Genomic DNA, 17,367 nt, shown 5'->3' with positions numbered 1-17,367 from the left:
GCGCGATGCTAGGCCTCGCCGGCGGCGATGCCGCGAGGCCGGGTCGCTGGACGACCGCCCAGCAGGCCCTTTTACTCAGCAAGCATCGTGCCGATCTCGATGCCTGTGTCGCCGGTGGTGGTCACGACACGCTGGCGTCAGTGTCGGTGGAGAGCGCCATTTCACAGTGATGCGGGACTTCCAAACCTGCCGCCTTGTCTTCAACCGCTGTCGTGCGTATCCACGGCGCCCACGATGTGACGGTGCCGAAGATCGTTGCGAAGGCGACGTCAGCAGCATCTCGGCCCGTGCCGAAGCGGACGAAGCCCATCGGGATCGCGGTGCCGGAGGGATCAAAGATGTACCAGCGGCCACTGAGGTAAACCTCAGCATAGGCATGGAAGTCTGGCGGCCCGAGCGCCGGATCCGCGCCATAGTCGGTGCCCGTCGCGAACCGCGCGGGGATGTTGAGCGCCCGGCACAGGGCGACCATCAGATGGGTGAAATCGCGGCAGACGCCGGTGCGCTCGATCAAGGTGTCGACCGCCGACGTCGTCGAGGTCGACGTGTTCGACGTGAACGACACCCGGCTTTGAATCCACTTCGCGATGGCCTGCACACGCCCATAGCCCGCGGGTATGTCGCCGAACTCCGCCGTGGCCAGCTTGATCAGTCGATCGGACTGGCAGTACCTGCTCGGATAGATGTACTGCAGCACGTCGAGAGGCAACAGGTGGACAGGGACTTCACGCAGCTCCTCGGGCTGATCGCGGCGATGCAGCAGCTCCACCGTCGCCTCATAGCGGATCTCGAGCTCACCGGCCGCAGCCTGAAGTCGCAGATGCCGATTGCCGGTGCCAGGGTCGGTCTGGATGTGCCACTCGAGGTCCTGGCTGATCTGCAGGTTCTCGGCGGACACCTTTTGGCAGGGGGTGTACGCCGGGTGGATGTTGAAGATGAAGTCCGCGCCCGGCGCGCTGACCTCGTACTTGAGCTGAACCTGAAGGTCGATGCGGATCATGCCGACATGCTTTCAAGGCAAGCGCGCTGGCCTGCCGCGCTGCCGTCAGGCGATGCGGTGCTGCGGCCGAAGTTCATCGGCACGTCGCCCTTCACGCCTGCGTCGATCACTTGATGAATGAACGCGAGCTTGTCCAGCACGGCATCGGTCATCACGAAGGGGTAGCTGTCCCGCCCGCCCAGACTTCTGGACATGGCGTTGATGAACTGGGAAATGGGCAGCCAGGTCTTCACGACCCGGGTCGGCACATCGGGTTCATCGCTGGCGATGGGCCGAGCCTGGACGGATGCCTTGCCCGGGACGGCCTGGTCCAGCCGCAACCCCCACGACGCCGCGGTTTCCAATCCATCCTGCAGATGCATGTAGTGAGCCCAGCACTCAGCCCAATCCTCCCAAGGATGGGAGCTGGCGTAGGCGCTGACAAACTGCGTTTGCCAGTGGGCGACCGGGCGTGCGTAGTGCTGCTTCAACGCCTTTTCATAGTCCGCGCGTTCGTCCCCGAACAGCGCCCGGAATCTGTCCGACCAGGCGGTGTCACGCACCAACCGGTCCCAGTAGTAGTGACCAATCTCATGGCGCAGATGTCCCAGCAATGTGCGATAGGGCTCGTGCAGCTGTATTCGCACTTCTTCCCGGCGCGCATCGTCCGCTTCGGCGATGTTGAGGGTGATGATCCCATCGCCGTGCCCGGTCAGCACCTTCTTCCCGGGATCTGTCTGCTCCAGAAAATCGAATGCAATGCCATGCCTCGGGTCTTCGTCCTTGCATGGGAACGGCAGGCCCCACGACACCAGGCTGTACGCCATCAGCCGCTTGGCGGCCTCGATGCGGCACCAATAGGCGCCGTTCTGCGACTTGGTGAGCACCGGATGCACACGGGTGGTGCGGCAGGCCAGGCACAGCCCGCCGAGCGCGGCATTCACCATCCAGTTGCAGCCCACCGGCCCTTCATGATTCGCACAGCGTTGAAAGCTGAGGCCCTGCTGCCCGGAGAGCCGCGTCAGGCCGTGCTCGCCATCCGGTTCGAACGACCCCATCGCCAGTTCCGCCGGGATGAAACCCAACTCAGCGTCGCATGCACCGCAGGAGACGTTTTCGAAGAACACGCGCGTCGTGCAGCGTTCGCAGCAGAAGGTTTTCATCGGCCTTCAACTCACGTTCGGCAGCCGGACGACGGCAAGCCGGTTGCCGGGCGCGCCCACGGGCCGGTACGGCGCGCGTTCGACCGCGGGCATCGGTACCGGGGCTGAGGCGGCTTCGGGCGCGAATGTCGACACGTAGAGCAACGCCAGCAGAGTCGCCAGCACCAGCAGCAAAGTCACGACGATCCGATGGCAGGTCATGGTCGTCAACGTTTCGCCTTGCGCCTGGAACTCGGCTTGGGCTTGGCATCCCACGCACTCATCCAGAAATCGGTCACCGCTTGATTGACTTGTGTGAGAGCAGCACCAGACTGACGCCTCACGACGGCAGTCGCGTGGCCACGTGCCTTGCCGGCGACCGTGCTGGCGGCACTGAGCCACATGCTCATGAATGGATTCTTCTTGAGCCAGGGATTGATCATGGCGTCTCCAGGTGGGCGAGTGATGAACTGCGTTCGGCCGCCGTGACCGTCGCTTGCGAAGGCGGTCTGGCGACGGGCATGCCGTCCTCGTCAATGGAATGCACTTCCTTGACGGGCCCCGCGGTCTTGGCGCGTTCCGACAGCCGGGCGTAGAAGGCCGCCACTTCCTGCAGGTCCTGCTCGTCCAGGGTCTCGATGCCGATCATGCGGTTGCTGGCCGTCTTGTGCGCGGCCAGCAGTTCGTTGAGCTTCAGGTGCAGTGCCACGCTGTCCTTGTTCTGGCTCTGCTGGATGAGGAACACCATCAGAAACGTGACGATGGTGGTTCCGGTGTTGATGACGAGCTGCCAGTTCTCGGAAAAGCCGAACAGCGGTCCCACGGCGGCCCAGAGTGCAACCGTGGCCAGAGCCAGGCAAAAGGCAACCGGGCTGCCGCACCAGCGCGTCACCGTCGACGCAAAGCGGTCGAACGCCGTCAGGAGCCCGGATCGCGCTGCGTAGGCTGAGCTGTTCGAACTGGGCATCGCGCCCAGGCCCTGTGCGGTGTCGGAAGAATCGGTCATGGTGTGGCTTGACTGAAGCCAGGCCTGTCGTCGGCCTGGCCTTGCGGCTCTCAATGCTTCTCGGCGTCTTCGCCCAGCAGTTCGGCCTTGCGGTCTGCCATGTCTTCACCGAGCGCGTCGAGGTCCAGGTCCGACTTGCGGACCTTGGGAAACATCTCGCCTTCCTCTTCCTTGACGTGGTGATCGATGTACTCCCCCAGCACCTTGACCTTGGCGTCGTACAGCGGGTCGTCCGGCGCACCTTCCTCGATCTGGGCGATCAGCTCCTTGCAGCTGGCGTGTTCCACGTCGGCCTCGTCCACCAGGTCTTCGTCCTTGCCCAGCACGCGGCGCGCAGCCGGGTAGAACAACTCTTCCTCGACCGTGGCGTGGGCTGTCAGCATGGTGCAGATCTGCAAGGCAATGGTCTGCTTGTCCTCGGTCTGTGCCTCGGACTTGACGAGCTTGTCGTAGTCCTTGAACAGCGCCTTCACCTCCTTGTGGTCAGCGATGAGGAGATCGATGGCGTTGGGCGTCGCGTCGGCCTTCGACCGGGTCGAAGTCTTGCGGGCGGCCGGCTTGGGGGTGGATGCGTCCTTGGACGCCTTGGCGGAGGTCTTGGTGGTGGTGGGCATGGGGATTCCTGCTGGCTGATGGCGAAAGGGAAGTGGCGGGAGATGCGCTGGGAAGAGCGTCCCAGTCGCGTCAGGCTTGCTTGAAAGGTCCCGGAGGATTCCGGACTGGGATCACGGCAAGCGGCGTGCCCTCATCGGCGTGGATGGGGGCCTTTTCGTTTGCCGGAGACGCGATTAGCGCCGCCGGGCCAAAGGCCCAAGACATAGCTTTTCGAGGTTGTCGAGGCAGCGTTCCAGCTGGCCGGATGCGAGCAGTGACCTGGGCACGACGCCCGCCGTCACGGCGCTGGCATATTGGGACCGCAGGGCTTCAAACGGCGCGGCCAGGCAAGACTGCGTGACGTTCAGCGCCAGCGAGGCGGGCTCGAGAACGGGCGAACCGGCAGGCGGCCGGGGGCGAAGGCCGGTGGCGTTGGCAAGGGCCGGTGCTTCAATGAACATGGACAAGGGCCTCCTTGGCCCGGCTCTTTAGGCCGGCGATGCGTCGATCGGGGGCGTTTCAGAAGCGATGGCGGATGGTGCGCGCTGGCTCGAACCGGCCATGAAAGACACCACGTCGCACGGGCGTAGGTGCTGGCGCCGATGTCACGCCCAGGCGGTCGTCCGCTGCGGGCCGGCTCAGGACTTGCCGGATGGCGCGGCGTCGATGCTGGAGGCGGGATGAACCGACTGGAGGACCTGTTCCAGCGCCCCGATGTCGACCGGCTTGACCAGATGCGCGTAAAACCCGGCCTGTTCGCTCCTGTGCTGGTCGGCTGCGCGCCCGTAGCCGCTGAGAGCCACCAGGGCCACCTGCAACTCGGGGTTCTGCCGGCGAATCAACGCCGCCAGTTCGTACCCGTCCATGCCGGGCAAGCCAATATCCAGCAGTGCGACGTCCGGCGCGGCGGCGCCGATCATCTGCAAGGCGGCGACCGGATGGGTGGCAACCCACACCTCGTGCCCGTACATGCGCAGCAACTCGGCCAGCGAATCCGCTGCGTCGTAGTTGTCGTCGACGATGAGCACACGACGCGGCGGATGCAGGGCTGCGATGAAGGGCTGGCCCGGCGCTGCCGGCCGCTGCGGCCCGTCCTCGTCGCGGGCAAGCGGCAGGCGGATGACGAACTCGCTGCCGAGCCCTATGCCCGCGCTTCTTGCCGCCACGGTGCCCGAATGCAGAGCGACCAGGCTGCGCACCAAGGCCAGTCCGACCCCGAGCCCACCCGTGAGCGCGCCCGCATCCACGCGCTCCTGGAAGAACAGGTTGAACACATCGGGCAGGGCCGCTGCGGAAATGCCTCGCCCGTCGTCCTTCACGGCGAGAACGACATGCTCGCCATCCCGGCGTGTCCTGAGGGCAATGCTGCCGCCGGGCGGGGTGTACTTGGCGGCATTGATCAGCAGGTTGGAGACGCACTGCGTGAGTCGAACCGGGTCGCCCCAGCAGTCCAGCCGTTCGGGGCTGCTGTCAAACGCGAAGCGCTGCTGGCGCTGCTCCATCAGCGGCTTGGCCAAAGCAATGGCTTGAAGCGCCATGTGCTCGATGGGCACGCGCTCGACGCGCAAGTCGACCTTGCCGGAAGCGATCTTGGCGACGTCCTGCAGATCGTCCACGAGGCGCACCATGTGGCTCACGTGGCGGCGCATGGTGGCGTGCTCCATCGTCTCGTAGCCGCCGCCTCGCATGCGCAGCACGTCCAGCGTCGTCAGCAGAGGCGCCAACGGGTTGCGCAGTTCGTGTCCGAGCACGCTCAGAAACTCGTCCTTGTTCCTGGCCGCATCCTGCAGTTCGGTCAGCAGCCGATCCTGCTGCTCCACAGCCGCCGATGCCATCATGGCCGACAACACGAGCTGTTCATTGGCATCACGCAGGGGGACGTTGGGGGCTTTGCGCCGGGTCGTCTGATCCTGCGGGCCAGGATGGACATCGCCCGGGTGGCCTTCCAAGGTCGAGAAGAAGCGGTAGCAACCACCGCCCGCACGCTTGCTGTCATACATCGCGCGATCGGCGCAGTCGACCAGGCCCTCGGCCTCGGTCGCGTCATCGGGAAACACGCTGATACCGATGCTGGCGGACACCGGCAAGGGCGCCAGCCCCGCCACCGCCAGTTCGGACAGGGACAAGAGCAGTTTTTCGGCCACGAGGCCGGCGTCGGCGGCTTCGGCAATTTCGGTCAGCAGCAAAACGAATTCATCGCCGCCCAGGCGGCAGACCGTGTCGACGCCGCGCACGCAGGCGGTGAGGCACTGACCGACTGCGCGCAGCACCTCGTCGCCCACCTGGTGGCCCCGGCTGTCGTTGATGTCCTTGAATCCGTCCAGGTCCAGGAACAGCAAGGCGAGCCGGCTCTCGTTGCGCCTGGCATGCGTCAAAGCCTGGGCCATGCGGTCGATCAGCAGCAGCCGGTTGGGCAGGCTGGTCAGGGCATCGAGCTCGCTGGAGCGTGTCAGCTCGGCGACCAGTTGCGCAGCCGATTCCGCCGCGCCGCGGGAGCGCATCGCGTCCAGCACCAGCTGCTCGTTGGCCGCCAGCAACTGGTGCATCTGATGGCCGCCGACCTGAGCGTGAGCCTCGGCCAGATCCGCGTGCAGGCCGGCAAGCTCGGCGCGCGCGACGGCGGCTTCGCGCTCGAGCACAGCGATCTCCGCGACCAGCGCCATGCGCCGGGACGGATCAGGCTCGTGCTCGGGACCCATACACGGCCCGTGCCTAGGTCCCGTCGATCGATGGACTTCGGCGTCGCGTCGATGGCCGTCCGCCCAACAGGCCTTCCTGCCCGGTCAGCGTGTCGCCTATCCTCAGGCCGTCGTCGTCGATGCCGTATTCCCGCAACTCATCGGAATGCGCACTGTCCCGCACCTTGACCACCGCCATCACGCGGCGCAGACGGCTTTCCACCTCGATATAGCGCTGCACGATGATGGCATCGGTCATGAAGGCCGTGCCGTAAGGGCTGAAGCGCAGGTCGGTGTAGCGATCCTCCAGCTCGGAGGTCATCAGCACGGTGACGCCCAGTCCCGTCAGCGACGTCACCAGCCGCAACAGCGACTCGCGAAAGTCCTCCCGGAACGACGGACCCAGCGCCAGTTCGAACCCCGACAGCGAATCGATGACCACGCGGCTGGCCTTGAGGCGCTTGACCTCCGCGGTGAGCAACTGCATGACTTCCTCGATGGAGATGTCGGGCGCGTGGCTTTCCACCAGGCCGATTCGATCCTGGGCGATGGCCTGCGCCAGCGCCTGGTTGTGCATCCGCGTGGGCCGGCGCTCGAAGGCGGCGATGACGCCGGTCTCGCCGGCAGCCACCCCTGCATGCAGGAAGGCCGCGGCCATGATGCTCTTGCCAGAACCCGACGGCCCGGCCACCAGCAGCGAATAGCCGCGCGGCAAGCCGCCGCCCATCATCTCGTCCAGGCCCGCCACGCCCATGTGGGCACGCGTCGCCGCGCCGCCATCCGAAGGCGGCGTGCCCACCTTGCTCGGCACGAAGATCTGCAGCCCGTCGCCGGTGATGCGAAACGCATGCAACCCCGGCAACGAAGGCTGGCCGCGCATCTTCATGATTTCCATCTTGCGCACCATGGCGTTGCGCTGCACGTTCTGGCGCATCCAGATCAGGCCGTCGGCGACGGTGAACACCGGGTTGGCATCGGTGTCGGTGAAGTACTCGCCGATCAGGAAGGTGGTGGCCTGCCAGCTCGTCATCAGCATGCCCAGCTGCTGCATGAAGCGCTGCAGGTGGGCGTGCGCGTTGCCATCGTCCTTGCTCGCCAGCACCACCGAGCGGAAGGAGTCGACGAAGACGAAAGCCGGCTCGTGCGCGGCCACCTCTTCGGTGATGCGGGCCAGCACCAAATCCAGGTCGCCGGCCATCGCCTCATCGCAGAGGTTGACGAAGCGCACGCTGCGGTTGATGGCGGCGGGATCGAAGAAGGAGAACTGTTGCTGGTAGCGCAGCATCTTCAGCGGCGGCTCGCCCAGCACGGTGAAATACAGCGCAGGCCGCTGCTGCGTGGCCAGCGCGAACATGATCTGGTGGGCCAGCGTGGTCTTGCCGCAGCCCGGCTGGCCGGCAATGAGATTGAAGGAAAACTCCGGCAGCCCCCCGCCCAGCAAGTCATCCAGCCCCGGGACCCCGGTCGCCAGGCTGTTGATCTTTACTTTGGATGTCATGGCTTGGAGTCCTGCGCTGCAGGAGCGCTTGAAGAGGTTGACCAGGCGGTCTGCAGCAGTTGTTCGCTCAACCGTGCCCCGATCAGCGACGCGAGCAAGTCTCGGAAATTCGTGAACAGCGCACTGCCCGCCTCCGCCGCCACCGCGGGCGGCTGGGCGGCAATCCGCGCCTTCAGCTCAGTCAGATCGCATGCCGCGCCATCACCACCGGCCTTGGCAGGTTCCAGCCAGGCATGCCGGGATGCCGTGAGGTGCAAGGCACGCTTGAACAGGGCCTCTACGCCGCGACGACCGAAAACGGGCTGCAGCGCGGACTCGATGTCCGCCCACATCGCGCCGATCGCGTCGGTGATCTGCCGGGAGTCGGCCCCTTCACCCACACGGAGTGCAAGAGGCGCCGTCAACCGGCTGCTCTCTCGACTGTCCATGGGCGAAAGAAGTAGGGGGTTAGGGTGACGAGTGTAGGACGACTCGCAGCTCAACTGCCTCCCCTACATGGAACCTCTACCGGTCCAGCGTCTGCGACGGTGCGGCACACATCGCGATACCGCCATCGGCATGAAAAAAGGCGGCCATGGCCGCCTTTCTTGGGTGCGCGTCGATCAGCGATAGACGTGCTGGCCCTTCGCTTCGGTCCAGTTGCGCTCGAAGTGCTCCGCGTCCTCGTCCGACTTGGCGCGTACGCCCATCAGGATGCCGCCCTTCTTGATGCCTTCTTCGTAGTGCTTGACGCGCTCCTCCGGCATGCTCCAGCCGACCAGCGCACCCACCAGGCCGCCGCTGGCGGCGCCGGCGCCGGCACCGGCGATGGCGGCCGCGAGCGGGCCCGCCACCACCAGGCCGAGGCCAGGGATCGCGATGCTGGTGCCGATGGCAGCGACCGCCGCGGCGATGGCGCCCAGCGTGCCGCCGATGGCGCCACCGATGCCGGCGCCCTCGGCCGCCTTGTTGCCGAGCTCCGTCTCGGTGCCGGCCGGCACGAAGTGGCGCTTGCGCGTCTCGTCGGACATGACGACGTCCACGTCATCGTTGCTGTAGCCACGCTGGCTGGCGGAGTCGTAAGCGGCTTCGGCGCTGGCGCGGTCAGGGAAAAGGCCGGTCACAAGGCGGCGGTCATTGGTCGTGGTCATGGAATCTCCAGGATTGAAAAGAAGTGGGAATCAGTGGCGGTCCACGCGTGGCGCACGGCTCTCATTCACCGAGGCGTTGGCCGCCACCGTCGTGCCGCCATTGGCCATCGTGTTCGACGGCGCGTTCGCCGCGTCAGGCTTGGCCTGACGGGCCTTGTCGGCCACCGTCGGGCCGGTACGGACCACGGTCGCGACGTCGGAGCGCGGGACGGCCTTCTCGTTGGCAGCCCTCGCGGTATCGGGCGTCACGCCCACGGCGGTCGGCTGAGAGGCAGGAACTGCCGGCGAGGTTTGCGCGAAGGCAGCGACGCAGGCGGCGGCCAGCGCGAAACCCGCAATAAAGCGCGAGGTGATGTTCATGAAGAACCCTTGGTGGAGGAAAAGAGGGCAGTTCAAGGTGACAGGCGCTCAGCCCGTGCCCTGCTGCCAGGAGGCTCTGCATGGTGCGCCGCGCCATCCGTCCAGGGCGTGGGGCCTCACGAAGTCCAGGCGTAGGACCGCGCGAGCAACTGCGGCTCGCCGTTACACGCTTGCGTGCACGGGTTTAAAGCTGCGATGCGAGCAAGCGGCTCCAGCGTTCGGCGAGCTTCTCCGTCCACGGCCTGTTCTGCCACTCGGCGAAGGTGACGGCCTTGGACCTGAGCAGGTCCGCCTCGAACACCTGGCGCTGCTGGCGCGCGAAGTCGGCGTCCAGGACGTTCAGCGTCGCCTCGTCATTGAGGCGGAAGGAGCGGTTGTCGAAGTTGGTGGAACCGACCGACGTCAGCAGCCCATCCACGATCAGCACCTTGCAGTGAAACATCGTGGGCTGGTACTCGGCGATCACCGCACCCGCCTGTAACAACGGCCCCCAGCTCGCGCGGGAAGCGCTGCGCACGGTGTCGCTGTCGATGTGAGGGCCCGGCACGATGATCCTGACCTTGACGCCGCGGGCCATGGCTTCCAGCAGGGCCTGGTGGGTCAGCGCGTCAGGGACGAAGTAGGCGGCCGACAGGTCGATGGCGGTCTCGGCCGCCGTGATGGAGAACAGGTAGAGCAGCTGCATGCTCTCGCTGCCGCCTGTCGGCGAACTGCTGAACATTTGCGCGGCCACGCCGCCGCGTGCCTGCAGCACCGGGAAATAGGCCTCGCCATGCAGGACGCGGCCGGTGACCTTGATCCAGTTGTCCAGGAAGATGGCCTGCATCTGCGCCACCACCGGGCCGCTGACCTCGAAGTGGGTATCGCGCCAGTGCGAGGCATCCTGGGCGTGGCCGGTCCATTCGGGCGCGATCCCCACACCGCCGGTGAATCCGAGTTGGCCGTCAACGACCAGCAGCTTGCGGTGGGTGCGGTTGTTCATGCGGGCCAGGTGCGACCAGTGCGGCGGATGGAAGCGCTTGACCTCGACGCCGGCCTCCGTCATCTGCCGGATCAAGGCCTCGTCCATCTTGGCGCTGCCCAGCCAGTCCAGCAGCACATGGCATTTCACGCCGCGCCGGGCCGCATCGGACAGCGCGTTGGCAAACTCCAGCCCGATGTCGCCCGACCAGTAGATGTAGGTCTCGAAGGTGATGGACTTCTTGGCCTCGCGAATGGCCTTCAGCATGGGCGGAAAAATCTCGTCGCCATTGAGCCTCGCGGCCACTGCGTTGCCTTCGATGAACGGCGGTCCCAGCAAGGCGCCCAGTTCGCGCGCGAACTGCGGATCGGCCAGGGCGTAAAGGCGTTGGACGTGTCGTTCGATCTTCTTCTCGCCGGTCATGAAGTTCACGACCAGCAGGCAGCCCAGCATGGCAAACCCGAACCCGAGGGCAATGAGACCCAGCCTGCCAGCCGTGTACGACGCCATGCATGTCTCCCGGGGCCCGGCCTTGCGAGCGCGGACCGGTCAGTAACGCCTATGAACTGGAGCGCCGGACGCGCGATGCGTCAGGCCTGCAGGAAGAACCGCATCATCTCCGCGCTGGCATCGGGGCCACGCGCATCCGTGTAGGAGCCCGATGGGTCGCCACCCGACCAGGCATGGCCGGCGCCATGCAACCGCCACTGTTCGGCCACGACGCGGCCTTGTGCGTCCCTGTGCAGGCGCCGCGTGCAGGCACGGCCGCCATGCTGGAGGCCGGTCTGTTCATCGACGCTGACGGCCGCGCCATGCGCAGTCGCCACCCGCTCGCCATTGCCCGGATGAACCGTCGCGTCGGCGTCGCCGTGGAAGACGATCATGCGCACACCAGGCTTGGCCGCGCCGGCAAGGCCACTGCTGACCTGGCCCTGCATCGCCGCCAATGCACCCGGCAGATCGCGGGCCGCGCCCGCTGGCAGCCCCGAGTGAACGCCGGCTGCGGCGAAGACATCGGGATGGGTCGCGGCCAGGATCGCCGCCATCGCGCCACCCGCGGAGAGGCCGGCGACATAGACATGCTGAGGGTCGACACTGTGGCTTTCGGCGATGTGCCGCGTCAGGTCGGCGAGCAGGGCGGGCTCGCCGCGGCCGCGGCCCTGGTGGTTGTGCTTGAACCAGTTCCAGCAGCCTTGCGCATTGGCCTGGCGCGTCTGCGCCGGGTAGAGCACCAGGGCGTTGTGCTCCGCGCCGAGGGCGTTCATGCGCGTGCCGCGGGCGAAGTCGTCGGGGTTCTGCGTACAGCCGTGCAGCATGAGAACCAGCGCACGCGGCTTGTCGGAGCGCGTTGCCGGGATGAAGAGGCGGTAGTCGCGCTTGCCGGCGCGATGGACGTAGTGACCGGAGATGAACTGCTCGACACCCGTGGCGGCCGGTGCTGGCACGGCTTCTTCGACAACGCGGGCGACGACGTCGATGACGTTGTGCCTTGCGGCCTCAAGCGCCGTGCCGGCCGCAACGGCATTGCCGTTGAGCGCCGAGGTGATGGCCGCCATGGCGGCCTGGAGGTCGCCGGCGCGCGTGAGCGCGGTCGCGTCTTTCATCAACTGGCCGAACTGGGGGTGCATGGGGGCTTTCAGAGGCCAGGCGCCGCTACAGCAGCCGCCCGACGAGGGCCGTCTTCACGGCGGGACTTGCATGGAGGGCGCCGAGCACGGTCAGCGATTCGATGGTGGCCAGGGCCAGTTCGGGCGTGACCTCGGGCGCGATGACGGCGAGGCCCAGCACGCGGATCTGCAGCTTCTGCCCGGCCTCGCGCACCTGCTCCAGGTCCGCCGCGCTGAACTGCTGGATGCCCAGCACGATGCTTTTGCGCGTGACGACCTGGCGCACCACGTCGGCATGCGTTGCAATCTGGTTGCGGATGGCGGTGCGGATCAGGTCGCTGCGATTGGCATAGAACCCTTCCTGCACCAACAGGTCGATCTGGCCCAGGTCAACGCAGCCGATGTTGAGGGTCAGCTTTTCGTCGACGGGCTTGGCGGTCTTCGGCGAGAGCAGAGGCGTGGCGGGCATGGCGCCATCATCTACCATCCACTTGGATTCTACTAACCTTATTTTGTAAGTATGGACGAGCGTCGCGCAGAGACATTCAAACGTCGGTGCGCTCGCCGACGGTTCGTCACTGTCGGTTCTCACTCATGCCAAAAGTGGCTGCCCCGGGGATCGTGGGCTTAGCCGCGACCACCTCACAGCACCTTGAACCGCCGTCTCACTGAAGATTGAACTTTCCGGAATCCGTTTCGTTCAAGATGAAACTTGGGCACGCCCGGCTTCAATGGTCAGCGTCTGCGCCTACTTGACGCCCCAGAAGATGAGCGAGAGCGCGGCGGCGAGGGCGACAACAAGGAACATCACGCCGACCCACCACCGATTAAACGGCGGCCGGCGCCTAGCCACCAGCATGGCCGAGATGAAGCCGACCACCAGCAAGGCGACGAACAGCGCGATCATCAAGACCAGCCCGATGCCACCGGCGGTGACGGTGAGCAGGGAATGGAAAAACGCCGTGACGGAGAGCCCCAACGTGAACGCGATGATCGAGCTGGCCAATTGAGCCAGCCTTACCTGCAGGTGGTCCACCACCCGCTCTAATCCAAGCCAGCGGACGTTCAGCGCCGCCAGGCATGTGACGGCTGAGCCGAGGGCCAGCAAGCCGAGGAACACAAGCCCGAAAGCGTTGAACGACACGAAGTCGGAAAAGAGCGCGTCCGCCAACGAATCCTTCGGCCCCATGCCGTTCTGCGTGAGCCGGTACTGAATAAGCATCGGCCACCCCACGGCAACGCCACACGCGCCGAAGAAGGGCAGATCTTTGAGAAGCTCCTGCTTCAGGCCCAGCGCGACCGTCCTGATTTCGGCATCCATTGGGCTCGGCGCCCGATGCCCAGCTTCATTTGTTTGGTCGTCAGCTACCGGTGGTGTTTCGCTCATCTGCTTACCCTGATGTGCCATGGATCTGGCGCATCGAGGATAGGCACCGCTTAGCTCATGGAATGAGCCATGCCGCGGCTGACTGGTGCATCCCAGACGGCTGGACGATGCCTCGGCGGCGGGTGGCTGACAACATGTAGCGATTGCGTCATCCGCCACATGAAGTTGGATTCGCGCTCCGGAGCTTATACGGCCGATTCCGATATCAGGGATTACGTGTCAGTTCGCAACGCGGCGTTGAAGGTACGGCGCAACAAACTCAAACATACCTGCAAGAGACCTTTCAACGCAAGAAATTCCACACGGCGCGAGGAGAGAGTCAGCGGGGAACCGATTCGCCGTGTCTAAGGTTGAGAAAATGCTCATCGCGTCCTTTGCCCATTTCTCGACACCACCATCGCCCAGAATCGCTAAGTCTTGCTGTAGTCCACCGAAGTAAGTGGGATCTGAATCAAACTGCAGCGCAGGCTGATTGCTGCAATAGCGCTTGGTCAGCGCCCATGGCAACCAGTCATCCTCATTAAAAACTTGCTGCGTTTCCAAGAAGGCGAGATCAAGGATGCCGACTCCCCAAAGGTCCGCAATCTGTGCCAGCTCCGCCTGATTAAAGTATTTAGGCCGCTTGCTGTACATCTTTTGCACAGCAACTAGTGACAAACCCGTTGATGCTCCGTAACGATTCGATGCGGCGACAAAACAGGCAGCCCAGCTACGCATCACTGGGACAACATAGTCTGTAAACAGTTCACTCCCGTATTTGTCGACATACGCAAGGATTATTTCCTTCCTGAGAGCACTAGCTTTCTCTGCTGTTTTTCGTCGCAGGTCTCGAGCAAAAAGCCTGTGATTAGAGTCGCCGGCGACATAATGGACTGTTAGCAATCCGTCGATCGCCTTTTCCGATAAGTTCATTAAGACAACGGATAAATCCCAATTCCAACCTGACCATACGAATCGCCCGCCGTTGTCAAGCCGGTACTCTGCCCTCTTCAACGGTGCATCTTCTAAAATTGCTTCCAGCAATGCAGGCTCATCAAGAGGCCGCACCGGCTGACCCAGGGAAATCTTGTGCCGCATACATCGGTAGGCATTATCGTCAACAAATGCTGCATTCCACGCAACCGTTGCAGGCTGCATCAGCTCATAAGCAGGCTTGACAAAGGGTTTGTCGTTCTCAGCAACCGCCAAGCCGGCGCCACGAATATGCCCATTTTCATCTTCAACGCCGATGAATTTATACCCAGACACCACAGTCGGCTGGTAAGAAATTTGCCTTCCAGTGCGAATATTGGTGCTGTTATTCCAATAGGGGCCATTTTTCGTCACCTCTCCGAGGAAAGTCGAGAACCTTGTTCTCGCCACTTGGATCTGATCGAACTCTGTTAGCTGCTCCAAAAAGGATGAATCGAATGGCGCCTGACTAACTATTTTTAGTCGAGACTCGCATGTAGAGGCCGTCGCGAGAAGTAGTGACCCTCGGTCCGTCTTGAAAAAGTACCTGAGCGTTTCTTTGATAGGGGTAATTGCCGGCGTATTAACACCTACTGGCTCGTCGGCCCGAAATGTTGGTTGTCCAAGCCCGCCTCCCATCCAAACCGTCTGCTCGGCATCTAAGCCTTGAAGCATTTGGCTTTCACTTTCCTCACCTATCACTCCCAGACTAAGCGCCAAGCGAAAGAGAGACAAAAATGTCTCGGAGGTGTAAGTTTCGGAGGTCCACTCTTGTGGACCCAGCATTGCAATATTGGAAGGTTTGGGAGCCGGTTCACCATCCACAAGCGCCGAAAATTGGCGAAATCTCCATTCGTAATCTATACCGAACCCAAAGAACAGACTGATCGGAATGTCGAGATACGCCTTGGCAGTACATTGGCCGCGCGGGGAATTAAGTGGAGTCCAGCTTCTATCCAACGCGCGGTAGCCTTTTTCTATAAGACCCCGCCGCACAACATCCTTCAAGTGCTCCATCAGATCGAGAACTTTTTTCTCATGATTCGAGAGAAGCCAGTTCCAGTGGTCTTCACTCGCAGCCTGTTTGGATATGGACTGCAACCATCTCCCCACGGAAATCAGATCGAGGAACGTCTTCCCTCTCGCTGACGCCCAAAATCTGCCATTAGTATTTTCACCAAGCTTGAATCGACGTCGACGCTCATGAAATGCAATCACAATTTTTTCGACGCCCAAACTCCAAACTGCGGGACTTAGCCCCATCCTTAAAAACTCGTCTGCAAATCGAACATTGCCCTCTATTGGCGGGATGCCGACGAAATGGCCCTGTAGGCTATTGAGCAGTCCGGCAAAGCAATTGCTTGCATCTGGACCAAAGTCATCATCGAATGCTCCAGGCCTGTTGTATATCTCAGGCTGGAGATTTCTCACGATCAGTTCAGGACTTGGGGGGCTGGCATGATCGAAAATGTCCCACGCCGTGTGGCGCGGCGCAGTACCCACCTCATAAAGCATCCCCACGAATATTGACAAGGCGTCGTCAAACTCTTTGGCATTAAGATTCGGGTCAGATAGCTTGTCACCCTGCACCACCAGTTTTGTGAAGTCTTCGTGCCGCGCATTCACATATGTGATACGCGCTTGGTCTCCAAGTAGACGCGCAATCGCCGCAACACCGTTGCGAACGAGGCCGTGTACATCTCTGATCTCATTGCGAATCGCTTCAATTCCGCCCCGAATCTCGCCAAGCTCCTTTAATATTCGCTCGAGCTTCTCATCGAGGGCGCGAATGGCATTGAAGAGGCCGGCCATTGCTTGGTTCTCCTCCTCATTCGCCATCACGGCACTCGCTATTGCGAAGACAGCAGTAACCACATTGCAGTACGCCACGACCCCGGCAGCCCCGGTGATTGACCCATTCGCCAAGCCCCCGACGAGTTTGGAAATCGTCAAGCCGTTTGTCGCAATAGCATCTAACTTCCGAGCCAGCGGAGCATTTCCGACTCCAACAATCGCAACGACTAGTCCGCAACCCGCCTTCCACGCCTCTTCTCGATCAGCACGCTCCTGGCTTGTTATTTGTTCCGCATCCAAGCTCTTTGCGCCGGCTACGAGATCAGCGCCGTAACGCTGCCATTGAGCGTAGTAGGCGTTCAACTTATCTTCTAGTCCAAGCGAGTAGGCTTCATCGACGTGCTCCGCGCCTTCTGCCGCCATCACAGCAGCCTCGTGCATCTTTCGAAGTGGGGCGGTTATCGGATTTTCATTACCAGCCTGTTCAAGGCAAGTCTCTATTGCCTTCGGTGACAACCAAGCATCATTGAATTGTCCAATAGGTGGCAAGCCGTCGCGAGTAGCGTCCAAAAACGCTTTGCTACTCCCCTGCAATTGGGCCATTGGGTACTGATCTCCGAAAGGTTCCTTCAAGAAACCCCAAGCGAAGCGGGTTTGATCGATCAAACGGCGTGCAACCTCGCCAGCTAGACGAGGATCACCGTTAAGCAGTTGTCGCCCTCTCTGCTCATACTGTTCTTCCTGCACTTCCACCGCCGCAGTGAAAGCGGCGATAGCTGATGAGGCGACTGCAAGACCAGTTGCAGTATTGGCCGAAGATTTAAATAAAATATTAGCAACATTACCTGCAACACCCAATTGAGCCCCAAACGCGGCTGCCTCCCTCTTAATCTGAGTGAAGAGTGGTGGGCTATACGTGTCGTCTGCGGGTAATCCGCCCATTCCAGCGCTGAACCTTGCGCTTGCATCAAGGTGCCGCATCAAAAGCGCTGGTTCTTGGTAGTAGCGTTGCACAAGGTATTGCCTTGTACTTTCCGTGATCAAGGCCTCACAGCGATTTCTTTCCATTTTTGTTCCTGGCTAGCGGGTAGAGGTTTGGATCGAAACATGGCTAATGAAGCGTTGTTCGCCTCGTCCAAGTGGTGCCAGTTTGGCTCCTTCCCGCTCATCGCGACACCCTGATCGGTACGACTGCCGATCCCTTCGCAGAGCCACGTCAACAAGATTGATGAGAGCCATCACATCGGAAGGTATAGCTGGAAGCTGTTGACGGCGCGCAG

The 17,367-nt window shown here is 62.7% G+C and carries 17 protein-coding genes; all 17 read right to left on the bottom strand.

The window, feature by feature from the left end; genetic code table 11:
* Nucleotides 1–121: 121 nt before the first annotated feature.
* The 17 genes from ACS5PN_RS16535 to ACS5PN_RS16455 all read right to left on the bottom strand — a co-directional run bounded on the left by ACS5PN_RS16535 (nt 122) and on the right by ACS5PN_RS16455 (nt 17,101).
* Nucleotides 122–1,000, bottom strand: a complete 879-nt coding sequence (locus tag ACS5PN_RS16535) for a transglutaminase-like domain-containing protein (RefSeq protein ID WP_439465069.1) — start codon at nt 998–1,000, stop codon at nt 122–124.
* The gene (locus ACS5PN_RS16530) at nt 997–2,142 is read right to left on the bottom strand and encodes a zinc-binding metallopeptidase family protein (protein ID WP_439465068.1); all 1,146 of its coding nucleotides are present in this window, start codon (nt 2,140–2,142) and stop codon (nt 997–999) included. Before ACS5PN_RS16530 ends, ACS5PN_RS16535 begins: the two co-directional genes overlap by 4 nt.
* Nucleotides 2,143–2,148: 6 nt before the next feature.
* Nucleotides 2,149–2,352, bottom strand: a complete 204-nt coding sequence (locus tag ACS5PN_RS16525; RefSeq protein ID WP_439465067.1) for a hypothetical protein — start codon at nt 2,350–2,352, stop codon at nt 2,149–2,151.
* Nucleotides 2,349–2,564, bottom strand: coding sequence for a hypothetical protein (locus tag ACS5PN_RS16520; RefSeq protein ID WP_439465066.1), 216 nt, complete (start codon nt 2,562–2,564; stop codon nt 2,349–2,351). The genes ACS5PN_RS16525 and ACS5PN_RS16520 overlap by 4 nt, the downstream gene beginning before the upstream one ends.
* Nucleotides 2,561–3,127: a low affinity iron permease family protein gene (locus ACS5PN_RS16515; RefSeq protein WP_439465065.1), complete on the bottom strand. Its 567-nt coding sequence runs from the start codon at nt 3,125–3,127 to the stop codon at nt 2,561–2,563. Before ACS5PN_RS16515 ends, ACS5PN_RS16520 begins: the two co-directional genes overlap by 4 nt.
* Nucleotides 3,128–3,177: 50 nt before the next feature.
* Nucleotides 3,178–3,741 carry a hemerythrin domain-containing protein gene (locus ACS5PN_RS16510; RefSeq protein ID WP_439465064.1) on the bottom strand — a complete coding sequence of 188 codons (564 nt, stop codon included), beginning with the start codon at nt 3,739–3,741 and terminating at the stop codon, nt 3,178–3,180.
* Between the two features lie 174 nt (nt 3,742–3,915).
* Entirely contained in the window at nt 3,916–4,182 is a 267-nt protein-coding gene (locus tag ACS5PN_RS16505; RefSeq protein ID WP_439465063.1) for a hypothetical protein, read from the bottom strand.
* Between the two features lie 177 nt (nt 4,183–4,359).
* Nucleotides 4,360–6,384: a diguanylate cyclase domain-containing protein gene (locus ACS5PN_RS16500; protein WP_439465062.1), complete on the bottom strand. Its 2,025-nt coding sequence runs from the start codon at nt 6,382–6,384 to the stop codon at nt 4,360–4,362.
* Between the two features lie 49 nt (nt 6,385–6,433).
* Nucleotides 6,434–7,897, bottom strand: a complete 1,464-nt coding sequence (locus ACS5PN_RS16495) for an RAD55 family ATPase (protein ID WP_439465061.1) — start codon at nt 7,895–7,897, stop codon at nt 6,434–6,436.
* A complete protein-coding gene (locus ACS5PN_RS16490; protein ID WP_439465060.1) occupies nt 7,894–8,325 on the bottom strand; it encodes a hypothetical protein in 432 nt (143 codons plus the stop codon). The genes ACS5PN_RS16495 and ACS5PN_RS16490 overlap by 4 nt, the downstream gene beginning before the upstream one ends.
* 174 nt (nt 8,326–8,499) lie before the next feature.
* Nucleotides 8,500–9,027 (bottom strand): hypothetical protein, encoded by a 528-nt coding sequence (locus ACS5PN_RS16485; RefSeq protein WP_439465059.1) that lies wholly within the window; start codon nt 9,025–9,027, stop codon nt 8,500–8,502.
* Between the two features lie 30 nt (nt 9,028–9,057).
* Complete coding sequence (locus tag ACS5PN_RS16480; protein ID WP_439465058.1) at nt 9,058–9,387, bottom strand: hypothetical protein; 330 nt, start codon at nt 9,385–9,387, stop codon at nt 9,058–9,060.
* 184 nt (nt 9,388–9,571) lie between these two features.
* Entirely contained in the window at nt 9,572–10,801 is a 1,230-nt protein-coding gene (locus ACS5PN_RS16475; RefSeq protein ID WP_439465574.1) for a phospholipase D-like domain-containing protein, read from the bottom strand.
* Between the two features lie 137 nt (nt 10,802–10,938).
* Entirely contained in the window at nt 10,939–11,976 is a 1,038-nt protein-coding gene (locus ACS5PN_RS16470) for an extracellular catalytic domain type 1 short-chain-length polyhydroxyalkanoate depolymerase (RefSeq protein WP_439465057.1), read from the bottom strand.
* A gap of 25 nt (nt 11,977–12,001) precedes the next feature.
* Nucleotides 12,002–12,424 (bottom strand): CopG family transcriptional regulator, encoded by a 423-nt coding sequence (locus ACS5PN_RS16465; RefSeq protein ID WP_439465056.1) that lies wholly within the window; start codon nt 12,422–12,424, stop codon nt 12,002–12,004.
* Between the two features lie 279 nt (nt 12,425–12,703).
* Complete coding sequence (locus ACS5PN_RS16460) at nt 12,704–13,276, bottom strand: hypothetical protein (protein WP_439465055.1); 573 nt, start codon at nt 13,274–13,276, stop codon at nt 12,704–12,706.
* A 285-nt stretch (nt 13,277–13,561) separates the two neighbouring features.
* On the bottom strand, nt 13,562–17,101 hold the full coding sequence (locus ACS5PN_RS16455) for a hypothetical protein (RefSeq protein WP_439465054.1): 3,540 nt from the start codon (nt 17,099–17,101) through the stop codon (nt 13,562–13,564).
* Nucleotides 17,102–17,367 lie beyond the last annotated feature (266 nt).

It is taken from the genome of Roseateles sp. NT4, assembly GCF_051857475.1.
Lineage (GTDB): Bacteria > Pseudomonadota > Gammaproteobacteria > Burkholderiales > Burkholderiaceae_C > Pelomonas.
This window is presented reverse-complemented; position numbering and strand designations above follow the sequence as displayed.